This window comes from Desulfonatronospira thiodismutans ASO3-1, from assembly GCF_000174435.1.
GTDB lineage: Bacteria > Desulfobacterota > Desulfovibrionia > Desulfovibrionales > Desulfonatronovibrionaceae > Desulfonatronospira > Desulfonatronospira thiodismutans.
The window spans coordinates 536,561-556,364 of the sequence record NZ_ACJN02000003.1 but is presented as its reverse complement, the minus strand read 5'-3'; the positions used below and the strand labels follow the sequence as shown (position 1 = coordinate 556,364).

Genomic DNA, 19,804 nt, shown 5'->3' with positions numbered 1-19,804 from the left:
TGGCGGCCTCCGGCTACACCCTGGCGGTTCTTTTTTTAAGACGAAGAGGAGCGGCTGCGGCAGCCATACTTTTGTAGACCATGTAGTGGGCCCTGTTGACGCCGTTGGGCAAAGACAAAGGGATGCCTTCTATGTTCTGGGTGTAAAAAAATGGGTTTTTCCCGGGGAATTCAGGGTCGGTGCATCCAAAACAGGGCACCCCGGCCCTTGGCTTGGATGACTGCTGGTTCCAGAGAAGCTTGTTGCAGGGGCCGGGAACCAGGGGACCGGCACAACCCATGTGAAAGAAGAGACATCCCAGTTCGCCGAAATCGGATTCCTCCACCCGGTATTCATGATATTCGTTGCGGGTGCATCCCTGGTGGATCATGGTTCCGTACCATTCCCGGGGTCGGTGGTATTCATCCAGGTCCATGGCGGTACCGCGGGCTGCGGCTGCCAGTGCCCCGGCCATTACGTCGTGGTGGCAGGGACATCCGGCCAGGTTTATCACCGGTTGTCCTGAGCCGGACCGAAAATCGGGACCCAGGAGTCCACCAGGCCGGGTTTTGTGGAACTGCAGGCCGGTGGATCCGGCCTCCCCGTCAGCCCCGAAACCGCCGAATGAGGCGCAGGTCCCGGCGGCAATGACTGTATCGGCCTGCATGGTTAGTTGCTGTACCAGGTCTTTTCTGGGCCGGCCCATGTGTGTGTCGAAAAGGCCCGTCCCAGAGGGGCCGCATATGACGGATCCTTCCAGGATGAATATATCCAGAGGTATTTTACCTGCTGCCAGGTCTTCCAGGAGTCTTTTCTGATCCTGCATGGCTATGCAGGAAAATGACGGGTGCCAGAGGAGGTCGATGTCCAGGGCCTGGAACAGATTGGATGTGCAGGCAAAGCTCTGGCTCAGAAACGACATGCTGTCGCCACCGCAGCCGCCTGCCTGCATCCAGAAAGCCGTCTTCATGCCTGCCTCCTACTGGTCGTTCCTGTTGGGTGCTGAAAGAAAATTCCGGTTGGTGAATTTTGTGTAATTACTGTTTATAGTAGCGGTAATTAATGGAAATGTAAATCCAAAAAAAGGAGTTTACTAAAACTTTGTGTTCGGGGTCAGGAAGGGAGTTCATACAACCACCCCGGGGTTAAGAAGTATGGGCGTATGGGCGTATGGGCGTATGGGTGTATGGGTGTATGGGAGTAAAAATATCTTTACACCCACACATGGATACACCCATACACCCATACTTTCTTCCTGAGGGAGGGGAGCTGTACCGTGGCTCGTGGCTTGGACTTGCTTGGGTGGTGGGCTTCTGAAATGTTTATAAGGAAGGGATCTCATACAACCACCCCCGACCCCTCCTTGGCTAAGGAGGGGAGCTGTACCGCGGCCTGGACTTGCTTGGGTGGTGGGCTTCTGGAATTTTTATAAGGAAGGGATTTCATATAACAACCACCCCCGACCCCTCCTTGGCTAAGGAGGGGAGCTGTACCGTGGTTTGGACTTGCTTGGGTGGCGGGCTTCTGAAATGTTTATAAGGAAGGGATCTCATACAACCACCCCCGACCCCTCCTTGGCTAAGGAGGGGAGCTGTATCGCGGCTTGGACTTGCTTGGGTGGTGGAAGTTTGATCACGATTCAGACGGAGTATTTATACAGATGCCTGCGACAGAGTGTCGCCATGCCTCGATCTGCTCCCCTCCTTGGTTAAGGAGGGGTCGGGGGTGGTTCGATAATCAGCTCCCTTCCTTAATTCTTGACAAGGGCTTAAATTTGCAAAATAAAAGTCGGCATCAACTTCAGGGGAGGCCTGTATGATCAAAGTGTTTTGTTGCCCCCAGATGCACGATCTTGCACGTAAAATCTGCAAGGCCAGTGAAGCCTGCGAGTCCGGGGAGATTTCCTGGAATTATTTTCAGGATGGCTTCCCCAATCTTATGGTACATGACGCCATCGGCCTGCGAAACTCGCATGTGGTTTTTCTGGCCTCCATGGACAGCCCGGCGGAGATCTTCAGCCAGTTGTCCGTGATCTATGAACTGCCCCGCCTGGCTGTAAAATCTTTGAAGGTGATAATGCCTTATTTCCCCACCGGGACCATGGAGCGGGTGGACGAGGAGGGTGAGATCGCCACGGCAGCCACCCTGGCCAGGATGCTTTCACTGGTCCCGGGGACCATGACCGGCCCGGTGCAGATAATTATCTACGACATCCATGCCCTGCAGGAGAGGTTTTATTTTTCGGATCAGGTAGTACCCAGGTTAGAGACGGCTGTTCCTCTGCTGCTGGAGCGTATCCAGGGCATGCCTGACGTGGCTGTGGCTTTTCCCGACGAGGGTGCCTGGAAGCGTTTCGGGCGCATGTTTGAGGGCTACCCCCTGATAACAGCGCACAAAGTCCGGGATAAGGACGGGCGCAGGGTCATTATCCGGGAGGGAGAGCCCCGGGGCAGAAACGTGATTGTTGTTGACGACCTGGTCATGACCGGGGGGACTTTGATCAAGTGCAGGCAGGCCCTGGAAGAGGCCGGGGCAAAAAGTGTCAGTGCATATGTAACCCACGGGGTCTTTCCGCAAAAATCCTGGGAGCGTTTTATTGACCAGGGGTTTGAGCGTTTCTGGCTCACGGACTCCTGCCCGGAGACGGCCAGGCAGGTGGATGGAACAGACCCCTTTGAAGTTCTGAGCCTGGCCGGGGATATAAGCAGGAAGCTTGTTACGTAGTTTTTGTAGCCGGAAATAAGTAGTTTCCGGATGGAAAGTATATGGTATCCCCGCAAGAATTTTGATGGGAATATTTATATGTTTTGAGGGGAGCTAAACCGTGGTTTGGACTATTTGGGTGGTAGGCTTCTGGAATGTTTATAGGGAAGGGAGTTCATGCAACCACCCCCGACCCCTCCTTGGCTAAGGAGGGGAGCTGTACCGTGGCCTGGACTTGCTTGGGTGTTGGGCTTCTGGAATGTTTATAAGGAAGGGATTTCATGCAACCACCCCCGACCCCTCCTTGGCTAAGGAGGGGAGCTGTACCGTGGCCTGGACTTGCTTGGGGGGCGGGCTTCTGGAATTTTTATAAGGAAGGGATTTCATGCAACCACCCCCGACCCCTCCTTGGCTAAGGAGGGGAGCTGTACCGTGGCCTGGACTTGCTTGGGTGGTGGAAGTTTAATCACGATCCAGACGGAGTATTTATACAGATGCATGCGACAGAGTGCTGCCATGCCTCGATCTGCTCCCCTCCTTGGTTAAGGAGGGGCCGGGGGTGGTTTGACAATCAGCTCCCTACCTTCCCCACTACAGAAAGTTGTCCGGTATGGACATCGCAGGCATAAAACATATCAAAAACAACCCGGGACGGTATACGGCCGGTCCCTGGAGTCCTCAGTGAAAGATTACAAGGTTCTGTTCGTAGATGACGACGTGAATATCCTGGAGGGATTCAAGAGATCCCTGCGCAGGAACTACAGCGTTGATACCGCCACAGGAGCCATGGAAGGTCTGAAGGCCATAAACGAGAAAGGCCCTTATGCGGTAGTGGTGGCTGACCTGAAGATGCCCGGAATGGACGGGATTCAGTTCCTGGGCCGGGTCAGGGAACTTTTTCCCGAGAGCGTACGCATAATGCTCACCGGCCATGAAGATCTGGATGCCGCAATAGAGGCCATAAACGAGGGCAGCGTATTCCGCTTCCTGACCAAGCCTGTTCCTCCCCATCTGCTCACAAGGACTCTGGACGACGCTATTGCCCAGTACAGGCTCATAGTTTCCGAAAAAGAAATCATGGAAAGCACAGTCAGCGGGGTAGTGGGCGCTCTGACTGATGTACTGAGCATGGTCAACGAGGATGCCATGGCCAGGGCTGCAAGGATCAAGAGATTCGTCCGGGATCTGGCTGTACACATGGGAGAAACAGACGTCTGGTTCTATGAAACCGGAGCCCTGCTTTCCCAGATAGGAGGGCTGGCACTGCCTGAGAATATCCGCTTGAAAATCAAAAACGGAGAAAAACTGACCCCGGAAGAAAAGCAGACATTTTCCCAGCACCCAATGATAGCAGCGGATATAATATCCAGAATCCCCAGGCTGGAAGAAATGTCCAGAATGATTTCCCAGCAGGAGAAGTATTACAACGGGCAGGGCTTCCCTGAGGACGGCATCAGGGGAAAAGATATTCCCCTGGGGGCCAGGATTCTCAAGGTTGTCCTGGATTACGACCTGCTCATGAACCGCGGATATTCCCGCAAAAATACCCTGCTGCGCATGCTGGACCGCAAGGGGCGTTATGACCCCGCTGTCATTAGAAATTTTATAGAAGTTCTGCAGATGGAAGACGAGTACGAGCTCAAGCAGGTGCGCATAAATGAGCTTGTGCCCTACATGGTGGTCACGGAAGAAATCTATTCTCTGAGCGGGATGCTTCTGCTGCGCAGTGGCAGCGAGCTAAGCCTTAACCAGGTGGACAAGCTGCGAAATCTTGATGAGACCTATGGAGTAAAACAGCCTTTTTCTGTCCTGGTACCTCCGCAGAAGCTAAGGGAGAAAAAAAAGGCTAAAGAATCGGGTTGAAATACCTGGTTTATAAAAGTGCTTCAGCGCCGGCGATTGAAAGACTTGAAGCCAGCTTAGGGCATGCCCGGGCTCTGTGTAAGTATTCAGAGTGTGCCTGACGTCAGGAACTACCGCTGAGAAGCTTCAGGCGGGCTTTGCCCGCAACCCAATAAATAAAAGAGTTTTTTGACAGGATTGACAGGATTAAGAGATTGATGAAGAGAAAATCATCTTTGTCCTGGCTCCCAGTTTAATGCCCTTCGGGCTTGCTCTGCGAGCAATTAAACGGGACAGGCGGAAGCCAGGCCAAAAGGTTATCACTCCAGCACTCACTTTTTTCCTGCATTCATGAGTGCCGGAAGAAAGTGAGTGCTGGATGGTTAATGCAATCTGCGGCTTCCGGCTTGCCCTGTGAAATTTTTACCCCGTGAAGCCTTCTTATGCTTAACCGGGGCCGAAGGACAGCGCAGCTGATTTCACCGGGGCCGCTTAAGCATCTGTTAACGGCAGGCGGACAGTAAATGTCGTGCCTTCACCTTCCCTGGAGTCAAGGTTGATCTGGCCTCCGTGCCTGTCCACAATGATGGAATAGGTAATGGCCAGCCCCTGTCCCGTACCCTTGCCCACGGGCTTGGTGGTGAAAAACTGGTCGAATATTCTGTCCTGGTAATACTCAGGGATGCCCTTGCCTGTATCCTGGATGCTGACTTCAGCGTAACCGTTAACGGCCCGGGTGGAAATAAAAATAACCCCCTTTCCCCCGCTCTTTTGTTCTTTTTCCTGGATGGCCTGAGCCGCGTTGACAATGAGGTTCAAAAAGGCCTGGTTCAGGTCATTGGGATAAACCGCCACCTGGGGAAGATCCTCTGCAAAATCGGTTTTGACCTCGGAAGTATATTTCCACTCGTTGCGGGAAATGGTGATGATATTGGTCAAAGCCTCGTTGAGATCAAAAAGCACCCTTTCTTCTTCACCCCCTGGATGGGAAAATCTCTTCATGGCCTGGACAATGGTACTTACCCTGTCCAGGCCCTGCAGGGACTGCTCAATGGCCCGGGGTATCTCGGAAAGGATAAAATCCAGGTCCATCTCATCTCTGGCTTGCCGTATCTTCTGCAGCAGTTCATCATTGCCGGCTGCATGCACTTCTTTTTCCAAGCGCAGATAAAGGTCCAGAAGCTGCTGCAGATCAGTAAAGGCCTCCTGTAAAAAACGTGTGTTATCGCCCACGTATTGACTGGGGGTATTTATTTCATGGGCTATGCCTGCAGCCAGTTCCCCCACCGCCTCCAGTTTCTGGGAGTGGGCCAGCTGCATCTCCAGGTTCTTGCGCTGGGAGATATCGTAAAAAATCAGCACTGCACTCTCCACTCCCTGAAATTCGCTCTGAAAGGCATAGAACAGGAAAGGGACAAGCCTGCCGGATACATCGTTTATCTTTACCTCCCTGTTGAATACGGGCAGGCTGGATGCGAAAGAGGACAGGCTGTTTTTTCCCTTCAAAATTACAGGCAGTATCTTTTTTTCAAAATCCGCTTCTGCTGAATCGTCTGCATAAAAGTATTCCCGGGCTACCTCATTGGTCCTTAAGACCTTGCCTGTGTTTAAATCCATAATGATCATGGCTATATGGATTGATTCCAGCACTGACTTAAGGATTTTTTCGTTTTCCTTTAGTCTTTCACTGGCCAGCTTTCTGTCGGTTATATCCTCCCCGATGGACTGGATGTATAACAGTTCCTGGTTTTCAAAAATTCCCCGATCGTGCCATTTTTGCCAGCTCACTGAACCATCGGGCCTGTGCACGGCATGTTCATAGGACACAAAGGGGTTTTCAGGTTTAATCGTGGCAAGATGTTCTCTGACTGCGTGTCTTTGCTCCCGGGGCAGAAAATCCAGCCATTTCTGTCCCACAAGTTCATGCCTGTTCTTCTGAAAAAAATCGCAATAGGCCTGATTGACATAGGTCAGGGTGCTGTCGGGCAGAAAAGTGCACAGAAGATTGGGCATGTCCTCGGCCAGACGGCGGTATAGTTCTTCGCTACGCCTGAGATTTTCCTCGAATTCTTTACGCCGGGTGATATCCCTGAGCACATTGACCCTGGCCTTACCTCCCTGCAGTCCCTTCACCGAGGTACAGCTTATGTCAAAGTATCCCCCGAGACTTGCCTTATATGCCTCCCCGTGAGATCTGCCCGTTTTTTCTGAATCGAAAAAGGGGCATGACTCCGGGGGACTGTCTGTTCCGTCTATTACACGGTAACAGTGGCTTCCTGTTATTTCCTCCCTGTCCATGTTCAGCCTGTCGGACAGGGCCTTGTTGGCCCGCACGATCTTGAGTTCCTGGTCGATGACGGCTATGAGGTCGGGAACAGCATCAAAGGTATCTTCCCATTGCTCCTTGGCCAGGCGCAGTTCCTGTTCCGCCTGCAGCCTGGATTTCTCCAGCTTTATTTCCACCTGTCTCTTGCGCAGAGCTATGTCCAGCACCCCCAGAAGGTGATGGACATTAAAGGGCTTGCAAAGGTACCCGTAGGGCAGGGTCTGGGCGGCCCGGTGCATGACTGTTTCGTTGAACTGGGAAGTCACGTAGATAACAGGAATGTTTTTTTCCCGGCGGATAAGTTCGGCGGCTTCAATTCCGTCCAGTTCACCGTCCAGATTGATGTCCATGAGGATGACATCAGGGTCATTTTCCCTGATGTGCTCCAGAGCGGCTTCCCCGGTTTTCACCTGGGCTGAAACATCATATCCGTTTTTAATCAATGCCTTGTTCAAAAAGAGGGCAAAAGATTCGGAGTCTTCTACTATTAGTACTTTTTGCATATAATACCCCATGATTAGATGTGACTGCAAAAAGTCATTTTTGCAGTTACAGACGTCAGAGATCAGAGGTCAGAGGTCCCCAGTGAAATACCTTCGGGAACTCCAAGGAGTTATTTCACGGGGCAGGCAGTGAAATCAAAGAGTTATGTTGATTTTTGATTTGTGAATTTTTCATTCCCCGACTTTTTGCAGGTGCATCTGATTATATAATCCTCAAAAAAGACTCTCCGGCTGGAAAACAGTTACTTTTCCGGTACTTCTTCTGCATAATATGCGACTTTCTGCCTGGGCTTCAGATACCTGGCGGCTTCCTGGGAAAGCTCTTCCGGATTCAGGCATCTATCTATGAATAGATCCCTGTCTTCGTCCATGTTGAAAACAGCAGCATGTTTTCTGGGTACATCCGGGTCATACAGGAGGATAAGAGGCCTTAACGGCTTTGCCGGATCCACGGCCATGACCTTGGCCACCTCTTTAGTGGAGAGCTCAACAATACAACCAGGAGGGTAAACCCCCAGCCTTTTAACCAGAAGGGATACCAGATGCATATCCAGGATCAGGTCGTATCTCCTGTAAATAAAAGAAAGGGCGTGATGCGGGGACATGGCCTGTTCAGGGTTGTAAGGATTGCACAGGTTGTCGAAGATGTTGGCCAGGGTGGTGATCCTGGTCAAGTAGGAAATTCTGTCCGCCTTTAGTCCCTGGGGATACCCGATTCCGCTCAGGGCTTCGTGATGATGCCGGACTATCTCCTTTACCGGTTGAGGAGGTCCTGTTTTGATGGCGCACAGAGTTTCAACACCGTATTGGGGGTGCATTTTCAATAATTTCAGCTCATGCTTGCTGAGCATCTCCCTGGGTTTGCGCAGGTGTTTCTTTTCAATCCTGAGTTTGCCCAGGTCATGCAGTAAAGCACCCATGCCAAGATGCTTCATGTCTTCTTCCTGCAGCTGGGCTGCTTCGCCTATCATCATGGACAGCACGGAAACGTTGAGAAAATGGTAGGCAAGGTCCATGTCCGCTTCTTCGGCATCCATGAGGTGCATTACAGCGGTGGTTTCAGACAGAAAGGTCTGTGCCATTTCCGAGACCACTTCCTGAGCGTTTTGCATGCCTTCTTCCCGGCCGGCAAAAATATCATTCAGCATGGAGGGCATCTTCTGCACCGTGTTTTTATATTGACGGGAACATTTTTTTATGCGCTCCTGGATATTACTGAACTGTTTGATGCGTCTTTGCTTGGTTTCCCATACCTGTCCGGAAATGTTTTCATCAGGGCTTGTGTCCTTCTCCTGCTCATTTTGTAACGGTTCAGCAGGCTTTTTCTTCCTGGCCGGCAGACATGGTCTCTGGCTTTTCTCAGGTACATAAAGTACTTCTTTGATGCCGGAGTCCCTGAGGGCCTGGATCTGTTTCTCCTTTTTTATCAAGAAGCTGCTGCGCAGAAAGGGATGCATGTACCAGACTTCCTGCAACTGAATATAGACTCCCACCTGTAGCTGGTCCACGCTGACCTTTTCTGCCGCCTGGCTGCTCATAAATACCGGTTTTCCTGCTGACACTACAGCGAAATTTATACAATAGAATATCGTATCTCAATAAGTTTCGCTGTAGTGCTAAAAAATTAGTTTTTTCTGTTCCTGGATTTCCCTGGCGTAAACACTGGCACAGGCCTTTTTCCAGACGGGCATTCTCTCCATGAACCCGTTTTTTTCCAGAAAGCTCTGGTCCAGCTGTCTTTTGCTGTGCCGGGCTGAAAAGCCCAGAAAATAATGGTCCAGGATGTTGGCCACGTGTACGGCTGTCACGGGTTTGAATTCCGCTCCCCTGGTATATCCCGGCCGGGAATGAAACGCCACGGCTTCCAGGGTTTTTAGTGGCAGACCCCATAAACAGAGCAGATAAGCACCGGCTGCCTCGTGAGTGGTGTTAAATGCCCGGGTCTCTGCATCCCTGACCGGTATTTCCTCCTGCATGGTCTTTTTGAGGCTCTGGACATATTCTTCACCGAATTTAAGCAGCAAGACCATCTTGCCTACATCGTGCAGAAGCCCTGCAGTATAGCACTGATCCACAAAAAGAGGGTCACTGCTCTGGGTGGCGGCAATGGCGGCCGCATACCTGGCCGTTCTCAGGCTGTGCCTCCATAGCTGGAGAATTGAGTAGTCAGGATACAGAAAATCCTGGTATGCGGCAAATTCCTCCCGGCGGCAGATAAGTTCCTTGATCATTTCCACTCCCAGGGTCTGTGAAACCGCTTCCAGGGTTGAAGGTGTCTTAGAGTCACCTGCAAAGGAGTTCATGACCACCTTCATGATGTTGGCCACCATGGCTACGTCAAAGGGGAGTATAGCCGCTACTTCCTTGTGGAAATCCCTGCCCAGGGCCTCGATTGCCAGGGGGTAAAACAGGGGGTGGGTGGCAGTGTACCTATCTGGTTGATCCGTGACCTGAGAGCAGGGTCCTCTACAAACTTGCGTGCCAGCAGAATCCTGTTCACGGCGTTTACCAGGATGTCCTTGGAGCACGGCTTGTGCAGAAACTTATGGGCCGGGATGATGGTCCTGAGTAGAAGTGCATGGTCAGAATGTCCCGAGAGAATAATCCGGACCACCTGGGGATGCTCTGTTTGCACCAGGCTCAGGAAATCCGCTCCGTCCATTTCCGGCATATACATATCCGAAATCACGATATCCAGCTCATGCTCCTGCAATATGGCCAGGCCTTCCCTGCCGCTCTGGGCGAAATGCATTTTCCACTCCCTGCGCATGGAGTAAAGGGCTCTTTTGAGCCCCTGCAGGACCATCTGCTCGTCATCCACGAATAAAATGGAAACACTCATACCGCATCCCGTTGTTTATTTTTTTGTGGAGCATGTCTTCAGGAAGTACAGGATTACGGGCACGGTGTAAACTCCCCTTCCTCAAGAAGAAAGTATGGGTGTATGGGGGTATCCATGTGTGGGTGTAAAGATATTTTTACTCCCATACTCCCATACGCCCCTACTTCCATACTTCTTAAGGCCGGGTAAGGAAGGGAGCTGATTATCGAACCACCCCCGACCCCTCCTTAACCAAGGAGGGGAGCAGATTGAGGCGTGGCAACATTTTGTCGCAGGCATCTGTATAAATACTTTGTCTGGATCTTGATTAAACTTCCACCACCCAAGTAAGTCCAGGCCACGGTTTAGCTCCCCTCCCTCAGGAAGAAAGTATGGGTGTATGGGGGTATCCATGTGTGGATGTAAAGATATTTTTACTCCCATACTCCCATACGCCCCTACTTCCATACTTCTTAAGGCCGGGGGTGGTTGTATGAGATCCCTTCTTTAAGTTGTTCCTGGTAACTTTTTATTACATTTTTGTATAAAATTATCTTAATTATCTTGTATTTCATCTTGTTTACAGAGTTATGTTTAATCCAGTAACTTAAACAACAACCAAATAATGCTGGAGTGATTGGGGTGGGGGTGCCGGAGACTTGAAGCTGGATGTATTATTTAAGGAGCTTGCATGACAGAAAAGGTTAAAAAAATCATAGTGATATTTGCGCAGGCCGGTATCAATGTTCTGGAAACCATGGCCATGGTCAAGGCTGGTCTGGGGAAGGCCTACATTAAAAAAGACCAGAAGGCTGTAGGTGATGTCTCGGGCATTATCGGTTTCAGCAGCAAAAGCGGCTCGGCAAAGGGCTCCATGTCAGTTACTTTCTCAGAAGCTTCCGCACTGGGGATTGTGGGCAGCATGCTCGGGGAGGAGTATCCCGAGGTCAATGATGAAGTAAAAGATGCTGTAGGAGAAATGACCAACATGATTTGTGGCCAGGCAAGAAAAGATCTGGTGGAAATGGATATGATTTTTGAAGCGGGTACGCCCAGTGTAGTCACCGGTAAGAATCATACCATACGTCATGTATCCGAAAGAGCCATTCTGGCCATCCCCCTGGATACAAGCCATGGCTCTCTAAGCATCGAAGTTTGTATCGGGTGAATGCTTAGTCCATGTCCAGTATATAAAAAACACTGTTGTACAGCTTAACGCACGGCACACTGCTTTCGCAGGCATCTGTCGTAAGCATTCAGAGGGACCTCAGTGGTGACTAATGGCACAAGGCAAGGGGACTGTCCCCGCTAAGTACTGATTAAGCAGTTTCACAAAGTTTCGCCTCTGAAATTTTGTGTTTGTGCAGTAAAAGTGTCGCGGGGACTGTCCCCCTTGCCGGTACATGCCCCCCTGAATGTTTACCATCTGTCTATGCGCTGGTTTCCCCTTTGTCTCCAGTTACCGGGAGCTTTTATGACCGCACCAGGCCGTGCTTTTTGAAGGCCTCTCTGAATTCCTGTATGCCCAGGGGTTTGGGCAGGTAGTCATCCATGCCTGCTTTCAGAAAATGTTCCCTGTCTCCGGGCTGGGTGTAGGCGGTTACCGCAAAGATGGGAATATCCTTTTTGGCTCCCAGGTTGTCTGCAGCCCGGATCCGGGTAGTTATCTCGTCGCCTCTTATGCCTGGAAGCTCTATGTCCATAAGTATGCAGTCGTAGTCATTCATGGCCAGCCTGGACATGACCTGGTCTCCGTGTTCCACTGACTCCACCCGGTGGCCTTCCCCCTGGAGTATCTTTTCGAAAAAAATCCGGCTCAGGGAGTCGTCTTCCGCGATAAGGATGCGCATCCCGGCAGGCTTTTCATATTCATTGACCCTCTCATTTTCAGCAGGCCTGGTTTCCGGCACGGTTTCAAAGGGCAGTGTAACGTATATGGATGTGCCCTGTCCTTCAGCGCTGTCAACGGATATTGTGCCGCCCATGAGCTTTGCCAGGCGGTGGGTTACGGTTAGACCCAGGCCTTTCCCTTCATGTTTCCGGGTCAGGGAGCCGTTTACCATGTCGAACGGCTTGAAAATCCTGTCCTGCTTGTCATCGGGGATGCCCGGCCCGGTGTCCGAGACGGTGAACAGCACCTGCAGCTGATCCTGATGCGACTGGGGCAAGGGATGGATGTCCAGAGTGACCTGTCCGTGTTCCGTAAATTTGAGGGCGTTGCCCACAAGGTTGAAGAGGATCTGGCGGACCATGGTGGAGTCCCCCATGAGGGTGTCCGGAAGGGAGGGCGAGAGGTTGAAGGTCAAAGGGATGCCTTTTTCCCGGGACTTGATTCCCAGCAGATCCCACAGGGAATCACACACATCCTTCAGGTTGAAGGTTCTTTTGCTGACGTCCTCCCGACCGGCTTCCAGGCGGGAGAGATCCAGGATGTCCGAGAGGAGTTCAGTCATTCGCCTGGAGGCCTGGTGTCCCATTTCAATGAATTTTTGCTGCTCTGAGTTCAGGGGAGTGGACAGGAGCATCTGCATCATGCCTTCAATGCCGTTTAAGGGGGTACGGATCTCATGGCTCATGTTGGCCAGGAATTCATTTTTGGACTGGTTGGCGGCTTCGGCATCCTTTTTGGCATTTAAAAGGGCCTGCTGGGCCTGCTTCTGCAGGGTTATGTCCCGGCTGATGGCCAGCACGGTAACGATATTGCCGCTGCTGTCACGTTCCGGAACCATGCGGACATTATGTATCAGTCCTTCATTGTCCCCGCTGTAGAGGCTCATTTCCTCCTCCAGAGGTTCTCCGGAGTCAAAGACTGTGGCGATGGATTTTTCCCAAAAGCGGCAGCAGGACTCGGAGTACCCCAGTTCACGGTGGGTCCTGCCGATGTATTCTCCGGGTTCGGTTATGCCCAGGTCCCGGATATTGTCTGAAACAGAAACATGCCTGGCCTGCCGGTCGAAACGGACAATGATGTCCGGCAGTTCTTCTATAAGAACGCGGCGGCTCTCTTCGCTTTCCCGCAGCAGGCGGTTCAGACGCAGGTGGGTCTCCACCCTGGCGTAGACTTCTTCGGGCTGAAAGGGCTTGCTTACATAATCCACGCCCCCTGTATTGTATGCCTGAACCTTGTCCGATACATCCTGCAGTGCGCTTATGAAAATAACCGGGATGTCCTGAAGATCCGGGTCCTGTTTCAGTTTCCTGCAGACCTCGAATCCGTCCATGCCGGGCATTCTTATGTCCAGGAGGATGAGGTCCGGCGGGGTTTTCGAGGCGGCTTCCAGGGCCTGTTGACCGCTGGGGAAGGCCACAACCTGGTGCCCTTTTTTAAGGAGCATATCCATGAGCAGGTTGAGGTTGGCCGGGGTATCGTCCACAATCATTATTCTGGCCTGGTGAAATTCCTGTTGCATTGTATATTGCTTCCTGTTTGATGGTTGGTATTTTTTAAAAAGCTTATTAACTTGAGAGTTCAAAGTTCCTGGTTCTTCGTTCCTGGTTGAAAGAAATAAAGTCAACAAATTTGGATAAGAAATGACCGCAGGAGCGGTCGGGCTACGCTCCCACGCAGAGCGTGGGAGCGATAAACCCCCAGATTATGCAAGCATTATGTAACACTTATTTTATGACAAACCCTAAGCACCGGAATGGTTCAGCCAGTGCATGATTCTGTCATACTCGAAATTACGGGCCATATCTTTGAGTTTCACGGCCGATTCCTGGTCCTGGCCGGCGGCTTCGTCCAGGGTCTGCATGAGCTTGACCACATCTCCCTGGGATACTGCTTCGCAGATCTCCTGGGTTACGGAGTGATCAAAGCCGGGCGGACCCCTGTCGGCCTGGGGCTTCTGCATAGCAGAGGCGGGTTGCCGGGGGGTGGTTTGAGTCCGGGCTCTTTTTACAGGTATTTCCAGACGAAAACAGCTGCCCCGGCCCTCCTGGCTGCTCACTGTCAGGTTGCCCCCCATGAGAACAGCGTATTCCCGGCTGATGGTCAGGCCCAGACCGGTCCCGCCGGGATGCATTTTATTCTGGGTCTGAAAAAAAGGTTCAAACAATTGTGCCTGATCCTGCGCAGTTATTCCCGGACCGGAATCCTGCACCTGGAATACCAGGCCCAGGTCCTGTTCTTCACAGGCAGTATCAGCAGGCCCAGGTGGTTTTGAGCTTATGGTCAGCTTTACTTCCCCGGTGCTGGTAAACTTGATAGCGTTGCTTAAAAGGTTGGTCAGGATCTGCAGCAGCTTGCCCTGGTCGGCATGCAGATCCGGGGGGAGATGGGGATCTTTTTCCAGTACAAGTTCAAGGCCCTTGTCCTGAGCGCTCAATTCAAACATGGTCATCAATTTATCAATCAGGCCAGGGAGATGAAAGTCTTCAGGGTGAAGTCCGCTCTGGCCCGCCTCTATACGGGACATGTCCAGGATGCTGTTGAGCAGCTGAAGCAGATGATCCCCGCTGCGCACAATGGTCCCGGCCTGGGCGGCCTGCTTGGCCGGAAGAGCTGGATCGTTCTCCAGCATGCGGGCGAACCCGAGGACAGCATTCATGGGGGTGCGGATTTCATGGCTCATGTTGGCCAGGAAACGGCTTTTGGCCCTGTTGGCTTCTTCGGCGGACCTGCGGGCGATAAGTTCCTGATGTACCTGTTTGCGCTCGGTGATGTCCTGTACCAGGGCCATGATATGCTCCTGGTTGCTGTAATAGATTTTGCCGATTTTGACTTCTACAGGAATAACCGAGCCGTCCTTTTTGTGGTGTTCGGTTTCCACAGTCATGGATTGGCCGGGGAGCATGGATTGCCAGTAGTTTTTAACCTCCTCCTGGCTTAACTGGTCAGTGTGCAGATCAAAGACGTTCATGCTCAGCAGTTCTTCCCTGGTATACCCGGTATTGCTGACTGCAGCGGCATTGACTTCGATAAACCGGCCTTCCATGTCGTGCAGGTATATCATTTCCACAGACTGATCCACCAGGGCCCGGTATTTTTCCTCTCTTTCGCGGAGTTTGTCAGCGGCAAGTTTGTTTTCCGCGATATCCTGGATGGCCCCATAGGAGAGGACCACACGTCCTGCATCGTCTAATTCGTGTAAACCCTGTTCCCGGACATAACGCACTTCCTGACTGTCAGCCCTGACTATCCGGTGTTCGAATTCAAAGCCCTGAGATACGTCGAGCATTGACTCCAGGTATTTCTTGTGCACAGATTCCCGGTCTTCGGGGTGTACTGCATCAAGAAAAGACTGGTAGCCCGGCTGGAAAGATTGCGGGGCATAGCCAAACATGCGATATACCTGATCCGACCAGGTCAAAACGTCTTTGTCCAGGTCCATTTCCCAGCTGCCGATGTCAGCGATTTCCTGGGTTCTGGACAGCAGAGCCTGGCTTCTTTTCAGGGCCTGCCGGTTTCTTTTGACCTTGCTGATATCTCTTGCGTATTCCACAACGCCGGTAATATTTCCCTGCTCATCCCGCATGGGATAGGCAAAGACTTCCATGGTTCCGGTTTCAACTCCATTCTGGATTATTGGTATTTCTTCCACCTCCAGGTTCCCGGTCTGCATGGCCCTGGATGTGGGGCAGAGGTCACATGGTTCGCGGCGGCCATGAAAAGCTGTGTAGCATTTTTCCTGACGGGAGTGATCCAGGGAGTACAGGTTCTGAATTACTCTATTGGTCTTTATTATGTTCATGTCCTTGTCCAGAACGACTATGCCGTCCTGGATGGTGTCCAGTACTGATTCCAGGAAGTTTTGATTTTCCTTTAGTCCTTTTCTGGCTTTATTAAGATCTCTCACCAGGCTTTCCAGGGTTTCACTGTAACGTTCTGCTTCCTGGGCCCTGGCCCTGGCCGTCTGCTCAGCAGCCTTTATTTCCTGCAGGCGCTTGTGTTCGCTTAAATCAGTGACCACGGCACAGAAAGCGCCCTGGATGTCCTGTGTTTCCAGAGGGGTCAGGGAAAACTGAGTCGGAACAAGAGCCCCCTGGGAATCAACCAGATTGATTTCTCCACTGGACCTCTGGCCGCTTTGGCCTTGCAAAAGAGAATAGAAGCGGCAGCGGTGGCCGGATTGAATCCACTGCACCAGGTCCGAGCCTGCAACCAGGTTCAGGTGGCTTTTAAGCATCTCGGCAAAGCGCTGGTTGGCGTACAGGACGATGCCGTCACTGGACAGGGTCAGGGCGCCTTCACTCATGTCTTCCATGAGCACCCGGAATGGGTGGTCCGCCCCCTTGAGGGTGAAAACCTGCTCTCCCTGGTCCGTTGAGACCACTAAGGCGTCCACCTCTCCGCTTCTAATGGCCCGCAGTGTTTCCTGTGTATCTTCCAGCCTGGCTCTCAGTTCTGCGTTTTCCTGCTGCAGATCCTTTGCATCCTGTGTTTTGTCGTGCATAACCATTTGAAAGCTTTTTATCTGACTTTTATATCCAGGCCGGCCAGCACCCGGCTGGTGTTGGACATGTCACCGATAATGCAGCGAAGGGGAGGCGGCAGTTCTTTTATCAGGGTGGGGGCGGTGACGACACATTCTGGCAGCTTGAGTTCCGGTTGCTGGTAAAGGTCAATGACCTCAAGATGGTAACGCCCCGGCAGGTGTTCCTCACAGATTCGCCTGATATTCTTGATGGCCCTGGCAGAGGCGGGCGAGGTTCCGGCGACATAAAGGCGCAACAGGTAAGTTTCCTGTGGGCCTTGATCCAGGATTTGCTGAAATTTTTCAGCAGTGCTTCTGTTTTTGGTGGAACCCAAATTGAGCCTCGTACAGTTATTCGGTTTCGTGCTGTTTCAGATCAAGGCCCACCAGGACACGATCAGTGTCTGAGAGGTCCCCGATAATTTTCCTGAGGGGCGGCGGCAGCTTACGCACCAGAGTAGGAACGGCCAGGATCTGGTCACCCTTGGCCAGTTGAGGATTTTCTATCAGGTCGACTACTTCGATGGTGTAGCGCCCCTGCAGATGTTCTTCACACAGGGCTTTGAGGTTGGCAAAAGCAGTCAGGGATTTGCTGGACTGGCCGGCCACATAGAGCCTCAGGTTCCACATGCCGCTGTCCGTATCCTGCTGCCTCATGTCGTCATCAGGTTCCTGGTTCTGGTCGCTCATTGTTTTTCTCCGTTGTTTACTGTCTGGTCTTTTCAAGGAAAACCATGCCGAATGTAAGGCTTAAAAGATAAATGCAGGCTATAATCTGCCCTGCCGGCTCTTAGTGATTTCGTCCATGTCCTGTTCCATGAGCTGTTCCTGATTCTGCTCTTCCTGAATCAGCATGTTTATCTCTGCCTCCTGGCTCTCAAACTCTGCCTGCATGGCGGATATCTTTGCCTCTAAGGCCTTACGCCTGTTTTCAATATCGTGTTTTTTCTGCTGGATCCGGCGGCTGCGCTTATTCTTTTCGGCCCGGTCCCGGGCTTCTCTGGCCAGCCTGGCTGTACCTGTGAGTATGCCCTCTGTTCCGGCGTAAACGTCCACCAGTTCCACACCATGGTCAGTGAGAATAAACTCGCGGATCTGCTTGGAGTGGTTCATGCCTCTGGATTTGAGGATGTAAATGCCCCGGTTGCGCTCTGCGCTTATTTCAATATCCCGCAGAAGAAGCCAGGTATCGATCAGCGAGGATATCTCGGTGTCAGTGCTTTCCTGGTGCCTGCCCCCGATGGTCAGGCTGGTGAACAGGGCTGTAATTCCCTGGCCTTTGAGGAAGTCCGCCAGGCGCATGAGCATGGCCTTGACCGAAGGCTGATTGCTTTCCCCCAGAAGGGAGTTGATGGGATCGACTATGACCACCGAAGGCTGAAACTCTTTGACGCATTGCATTATTCTGGCCAGGTGCATTTCAATGCCGTAGACACTGGGCCGGGCAGCCTCGAATCTCAGCACATCCTGGTTTATCCAGGGTTCAAGGTGAATCCCTATTGAACTCATATTGCGCAGAACCTGGTGAGGGGACTCTTCATAGGTAAAATAAAGGGTCTTTTCGCCGCGCCTGCCGGCAGCGTCGGCAAAATGGGCGGCGATACTGGATTTACCGGTACCGGCGGTGCCGGAAATCAAAACAGTGCTGCCCCGGTAATAGCCCTGGTTGTCCAGCATGTTGTCCAGGCCGGTGATGCCTGTGTTTACACGTTCAGTTGACACCCTGTGCTGCAGGTTCAAGGAGGTGACCGGAAGTACTGAAAAGCCTTTGCCATCTATCAGGAAGGGATATTCGTTGGTGCCGTGGGTGGATCCACGGTATTTGACAACCCGCAGACGTCTGGTGCAGACCTCGTTGATCACCCGGTGATCCAGCATGATTACACAGTCCGAGACATATTCCTCCAGGCCATGGCGGGTCATGGTGCCTTCGCCCTGCTCACCCGTGAGTATGACAGTAACGCCCCTGTCCTTGAACCAGCGCACTAAGCGGCGCAACTCGGCCCGCAGGATAAAGTGGTTGGGCAGGGCGGAAAAAAGGGTCTCCAAGGTGTCCAGGACCACCCGCCTGGCCCCTGTTGTGTTGATGGCATGTTCCAGGCGGATGAACAGTCCTTCCAGGCTGAACTCCCCGGTTTCCTGGATTTCTTCCCGGGCAACGTGAACGTATTCCACCAGCATTTTCCGTTCCTGCACCAAGGAGGTCAGGTCATAGCCCAGGGAGGCTACGTTACGGGCCAGGTCCTCTTCTGTTTCTTCAAAGGCCACAAAGACTCCGGGCTCCTGGAACTGTTGCGCCCCGTGGATGAGAAACTCCATGCCCAGCAGGGTCTTGCCGCAGCCGGCGGAGCCGCAGACCAGGGTGGATCTGCCGCTGGGCAGGCCTCCGTCCAGAACTTCGTCTAAGCCCTGGATGCCTGTGGGGGATTTGGATAAGTAGTTGTTGTGTTGAGTCATGGTTTGATCTTGGTGTTATTTGTTATCTGTTATTTGTTAATTGTTAATTGTTATCTGTTATCTGTTATCTGTTATCTGTTATTTGTTAATTGTTAAAGGAAGGGAGCTAAGTATCGAACCACCCCCGACCCCTCCTTAACCAAGGAGGGGAGCAGATTGAGGCTTGGCAACATTTTGTCGCATGCATCTGTCTAAATACTCCGTCTGGATCTTGATTAAACTTTCACCACCCAAGTAAGTCCAGGGCACGGTGTAGCTCCCCTCCTTAGCCAAGGAGGGGAGCAGATTGAGGCGTGGCAACACTTTGTCGCAGGCCTCTGTATAAATACTTCGTCTGGATCTTGATTAAACTTCCACCACCCAAGTAAGTCCAAGCCACGGTTTAGCTCCCCTCCCTTAGGAAGAAAGTATGGGTGTATGGGGGTATCCATGTGTGGGTGTAAAGATATTTTTACTCCCATACTCCCATACGCCCCTACTTCCATACTTCTTAAGGGGAGCAGATTGAGGGGTGGCAACATTTTGTCGCAGGCGTCTGTCTAAATACTCCGTCTGGAGCTTGATTAAATTTCCACCACCCAAGTAAATCCAGGGCACGGTGTAGCTCCCCTCCTTAGCCAAGGAGGGGCCGGGGGTGGTTGTATGAGATCCCTTCCTTATAAAAATTCCAGAAGTCCGTTTCCTCAGTAAATCCAGGCCACGGTTTAGCTCCCCTTCTTGGCCTGGGAAGAAAGCCAGGTAAGGAAGGGAGCTAAGTATC

13 protein-coding genes are annotated in these 19,804 nt (G+C 52.0%); 3 read left to right on the top strand and 10 right to left on the bottom strand.

Features of this window, described 5'->3' with window-relative positions; all coding sequences use genetic code 11:
* Positions 1-13: 13 nt before the first annotated feature.
* Positions 14-949, bottom strand: a complete 936-nt coding sequence (locus tag DTHIO_RS14420) for an NADH-quinone oxidoreductase subunit B family protein (protein ID WP_008870998.1) — start codon at positions 947-949, stop codon at positions 14-16.
* A gap of 845 nt (positions 950-1,794) precedes the next feature.
* Here DTHIO_RS14420 and prs point away from each other — a divergent pair.
* Positions 1,795-2,703: a ribose-phosphate diphosphokinase gene (prs, locus tag DTHIO_RS14415; protein WP_008870997.1), complete on the top strand. Its 909-nt coding sequence runs from the start codon at positions 1,795-1,797 to the stop codon at positions 2,701-2,703.
* 660 nt (positions 2,704-3,363) lie between these two features.
* Positions 3,364-4,545, top strand: coding sequence for an HD domain-containing phosphohydrolase (locus DTHIO_RS14410; protein WP_008870996.1), 1,182 nt, complete (start codon positions 3,364-3,366; stop codon positions 4,543-4,545).
* A 471-nt stretch (positions 4,546-5,016) separates the two neighbouring features.
* Here the strand turns inward: DTHIO_RS14410 and DTHIO_RS19990 are convergent, their stop codons facing one another.
* From DTHIO_RS19990 to DTHIO_RS14390, 4 genes are all read right to left on the bottom strand, one after another.
* Positions 5,017-7,353 carry a PAS domain S-box protein gene (locus tag DTHIO_RS19990; protein ID WP_050775213.1) on the bottom strand — a complete coding sequence of 779 codons (2,337 nt, stop codon included), beginning with the start codon at positions 7,351-7,353 and terminating at the stop codon, positions 5,017-5,019.
* A 242-nt stretch (positions 7,354-7,595) separates the two neighbouring features.
* Positions 7,596-8,891, bottom strand: a complete 1,296-nt coding sequence (locus DTHIO_RS14400; RefSeq protein ID WP_008870994.1) for a cyclic di-GMP phosphodiesterase — start codon at positions 8,889-8,891, stop codon at positions 7,596-7,598.
* Positions 8,892-8,969: 78 nt separating this feature from the next.
* Positions 8,970-9,683: an HDOD domain-containing protein gene (locus DTHIO_RS14395; RefSeq protein WP_040418772.1), complete on the bottom strand. Its 714-nt coding sequence runs from the start codon at positions 9,681-9,683 to the stop codon at positions 8,970-8,972.
* A 26-nt stretch (positions 9,684-9,709) separates the two neighbouring features.
* Complete coding sequence (locus tag DTHIO_RS14390; protein WP_040418770.1) at positions 9,710-10,195, bottom strand: response regulator; 486 nt, start codon at positions 10,193-10,195, stop codon at positions 9,710-9,712.
* 670 nt (positions 10,196-10,865) lie between these two features.
* On the opposite strand from DTHIO_RS14390, the gene DTHIO_RS14385 reads away from it, so the two are divergent.
* Positions 10,866-11,342 (top strand): chemotaxis protein CheX, encoded by a 477-nt coding sequence (locus DTHIO_RS14385; RefSeq protein WP_008870993.1) that lies wholly within the window; start codon positions 10,866-10,868, stop codon positions 11,340-11,342.
* A gap of 304 nt (positions 11,343-11,646) precedes the next feature.
* Here the strand turns inward: DTHIO_RS14385 and DTHIO_RS14380 are convergent, their stop codons facing one another.
* From DTHIO_RS14380 to kaiC, 5 genes are all read right to left on the bottom strand, one after another.
* On the bottom strand, positions 11,647-13,584 hold the full coding sequence (locus DTHIO_RS14380; RefSeq protein WP_008870992.1) for a response regulator: 1,938 nt from the start codon (positions 13,582-13,584) through the stop codon (positions 11,647-11,649).
* A 222-nt stretch (positions 13,585-13,806) separates the two neighbouring features.
* A complete protein-coding gene (locus tag DTHIO_RS19985) occupies positions 13,807-16,566 on the bottom strand; it encodes a PAS domain-containing sensor histidine kinase (protein ID WP_008870991.1) in 2,760 nt (919 codons plus the stop codon).
* A gap of 17 nt (positions 16,567-16,583) precedes the next feature.
* Positions 16,584-16,922: a circadian clock KaiB family protein gene (locus DTHIO_RS14370; RefSeq protein WP_008870990.1), complete on the bottom strand. Its 339-nt coding sequence runs from the start codon at positions 16,920-16,922 to the stop codon at positions 16,584-16,586.
* Between the two features lie 16 nt (positions 16,923-16,938).
* The gene (locus tag DTHIO_RS14365; RefSeq protein ID WP_008870989.1) at positions 16,939-17,277 is read right to left on the bottom strand and encodes a circadian clock KaiB family protein; all 339 of its coding nucleotides are present in this window, start codon (positions 17,275-17,277) and stop codon (positions 16,939-16,941) included.
* Positions 17,278-17,355: 78 nt separating this feature from the next.
* Positions 17,356-19,044: a circadian clock protein KaiC gene (gene kaiC / locus DTHIO_RS14360; RefSeq protein ID WP_008870988.1), complete on the bottom strand. Its 1,689-nt coding sequence runs from the start codon at positions 19,042-19,044 to the stop codon at positions 17,356-17,358.
* Positions 19,045-19,804: the final 760 nt, after the last annotated feature.

Bases quoted from the DNA above. Each gene is read 5' to 3' on its own strand.
- kaiC (WP_008870988.1), bottom strand. From the start codon at position 19,044: ATGACTCAACACAACAACTACTTATCCAAATCCCCCACAGGCATCCAG.
- DTHIO_RS14385 (WP_008870993.1), top strand. From the start codon at position 10,866: ATGACAGAAAAGGTTAAAAAAATCATAGTGATATTTGCGCAGGCCGGT.
- prs (WP_008870997.1), top strand. From the start codon at position 1,795: ATGATCAAAGTGTTTTGTTGCCCCCAGATGCACGATCTTGCACGTAAA.
- DTHIO_RS14380 (WP_008870992.1), bottom strand. From the start codon at position 13,584: ATGCAACAGGAATTTCACCAGGCCAGAATAATGATTGTGGACGATACC.
- DTHIO_RS14400 (WP_008870994.1), bottom strand. From the start codon at position 8,891: ATGAGCAGCCAGGCGGCAGAAAAGGTCAGCGTGGACCAGCTACAGGTG.
- DTHIO_RS14365 (WP_008870989.1), bottom strand. From the start codon at position 17,277: ATGAGCGACCAGAACCAGGAACCTGATGACGACATGAGGCAGCAGGAT.
- DTHIO_RS14420 (WP_008870998.1), bottom strand. From the start codon at position 949: ATGAAGACGGCTTTCTGGATGCAGGCAGGCGGCTGCGGTGGCGACAGC.
- DTHIO_RS14395 (WP_040418772.1), bottom strand. From the start codon at position 9,683: ATGGTGGCCAACATCATGAAGGTGGTCATGAACTCCTTTGCAGGTGAC.
- DTHIO_RS19990 (WP_050775213.1), bottom strand. From the start codon at position 7,353: ATGCAAAAAGTACTAATAGTAGAAGACTCCGAATCTTTTGCCCTCTTT.
- DTHIO_RS14390 (WP_040418770.1), bottom strand. From the start codon at position 10,195: ATGAGTGTTTCCATTTTATTCGTGGATGACGAGCAGATGGTCCTGCAG.
- DTHIO_RS19985 (WP_008870991.1), bottom strand. From the start codon at position 16,566: ATGCACGACAAAACACAGGATGCAAAGGATCTGCAGCAGGAAAACGCA.